Source organism: Nocardioides sp., assembly GCF_036401255.1.
GTDB lineage: Bacteria > Actinomycetota > Actinomycetes > Propionibacteriales > Nocardioidaceae > Nocardioides.
The window spans coordinates 1-2,032 of the sequence record NZ_DASWVI010000026.1; the positions used below are offsets into that span (position 1 = coordinate 1).

A 2,032-nucleotide genomic window follows, 5' to 3' on the forward strand; every position below is an offset into this window, starting at 1 on the left:
GTTGACCTGCCCCGGACCGCCGCCGATCGCGAGGAGGTCTGGGACGCACTCAGCGGCCCGTACGGCCGCCACGCCAGGCCCGGTGCCCGCCTGGCCATCATCTGCATCACCGAGGACCGCCGCAGCGCCGAGCTGGCCAGCCAGCACCTGTCCAACCGTCTCCAGGACGTCGGCATCACGACCCACATCAGGCTGTGGTCCGACGGCGAGCGCTGGCGCGAGTTCAACACCGGCCAGACCGGGCTGCAGACCCCCTCGACCGCTGAGCGGATCGCGGCCGCGACCGTGCTCACCGGCGCCGCCCAGCCGGCCGCCAGCCGCGAGTCCCTGGCCGCCTCGATGGTCGGCGACCGCGAGCCCATCGCCCAGCTCCTCCCCGCGGCCCGGGCCGCGGCCGCGGACAGCCCTCCCGCCCTCGAGCGGGACTGGGCACTGGACCGGCTCGAGCATTTCCACGCCGACGGCAACCGGCTCTCCGACGTCGACGGTGCGCGGATGCTGGTGGCCCTGGAGACGATCAGCATCCGGGACGCGCTCTGGGAGGACATGAGTCGGGAGAACTCCACCTCCCACATGGCCATCTGGACCGACCTCACCCGCCGCGGCCCGGACGAGGTCCGCGCGGCGCCGGCCTCCATGCTCGGCTTCGCCAGCTGGCTTCGCGGCGACGGTGCCAAGGCCTGGTGCGCGCTCGACCAGGTGCCCGTCGACCGGCCCTACTCCATGGCCGCCATCGTCGCCTCGGCCTTGCAGAACGGCATCCACCCCCGCGAGTGGGAGCGATACCAGACCCAGATGCGCGACATCGCCGCCGACTTGGACGAGTCCTTCGTCCCCAAGCCACCCGGCCATCAGCGCGACATCCCGGGCATGCAGCCCGTCACCGACCGCCCGGCCCCGGGCCGCTGAGGAGGACCGCGATGAACCGCGACGACGCCCCCCCGGTGCAGCACAGCGCCACCGAGCGACAGCTGCGACGCCTGGTCGTGCCCGAGCCCGCGGCCTACGCCCCCGACAAGCGCCTTGACGTCATCCACGAACCCGACCTCGACCTGCTGTGGGGAGGCCAGGAATGAGCACCCCTCGCACCGACGTCTACGAATGGGTGCTCGCGAGCGCGGCCGAGGTCGCCCGGAATGTTGCACGCCACGGCGTGCCCATCACGTGGTCGGAGGCAGCGGAACGGCTGCGACGCACCGTCGAACTGTTGTCCGGGCCGGTTTTCCGCGTCGACGACGGTGGCACGTTCACTCCGTTGCCCCAGCAGGAAATTCCTCGGTGGCAGGAGACCGGGTTCGCAGAGTCTGTCGCCTGCGCTGCCGTTCACTACGCAGGCCAGCCCTACTACCCGGAGAACCCCCAGAGTTCGCGAGTCGAGATCGCGATTCCCTGGGACACCGCAACTGAGCTGGTGCATCTGCTCAGCGCACTCTTGGTTGCGCGGCTCACCGGCCCCACTCCCAGCTGCAACGAGGAACAAGTTGAAGCGGCGCAGCTGCTGAACAGGCTCAGCGCCGACGTGGCCTTCGAGTTCTCGCGTGACGACGACGCACTCCTGGGCGACGAGGAGAAGGTTGGGGAGCGCGTCTACCTCCTGATGCGATCCTGCGATGTCTGGCAGGCGCTGGACCTCCTGGGCAACGGGAGGGAAGCGCTCCGGCTCGCGGGCGTAACGGACATGGAGATCTTGGACCTCACCCTTTGGGAGGCCAGCTGCTGACTGTTCGGACCCTACGAGCAGGCGTCATGAGCACCCCGCACGCCGACGTCGACGACGCCGACAGGCTGGCCCGCGTCAAGCTGAGCAGCGCCATCGAGCCCGGCGACCTGCGCGTCACCGGCCTGGTCAGCGAGCTCGGCGCCGTCAAGGTCCTGGACTACCTCGAGGCCGCCGGCGAGGTGGAGAACCACTGGGGCTTCACCATCGGCCACGAGCTCGCCCACGTCGATCCCGGCAAGGTCCTCGAGCAGGCCGCCGGTCGGGGCATCCGGTTCGTCATCCCCGGCGATGCCGAATGGCCCGACCAGCTCG

3 protein-coding genes and 1 pseudogene are annotated in these 2,032 nt (G+C 70.5%); all 4 read left to right on the forward strand.

Translation table 11 applies throughout. From position 1 onward, the window contains the following. On the forward strand, positions 1–909 hold a 909-nt coding region (locus tag VGD85_RS01100), incomplete at its 5' end, for a DUF4192 domain-containing protein (protein WP_331061607.1). Positions 910–920: 11 nt separating this feature from the next. Continuing rightward, positions 921–1,076 (forward strand): hypothetical protein, encoded by a 156-nt coding sequence (locus VGD85_RS01105; RefSeq protein ID WP_331061608.1) that lies wholly within the window; start codon positions 921–923, stop codon positions 1,074–1,076. Continuing rightward, complete coding sequence (locus VGD85_RS01110) at positions 1,073–1,720, forward strand: hypothetical protein (protein WP_331061609.1); 648 nt, start codon at positions 1,073–1,075, stop codon at positions 1,718–1,720. The genes VGD85_RS01105 and VGD85_RS01110 overlap by 4 nt, the downstream gene beginning before the upstream one ends. Before the next feature lie 26 nt (positions 1,721–1,746). Further along, a pseudogene (locus tag VGD85_RS01115) lies at positions 1,747–2,032 on the forward strand (hypothetical protein); the annotation flags it as partial.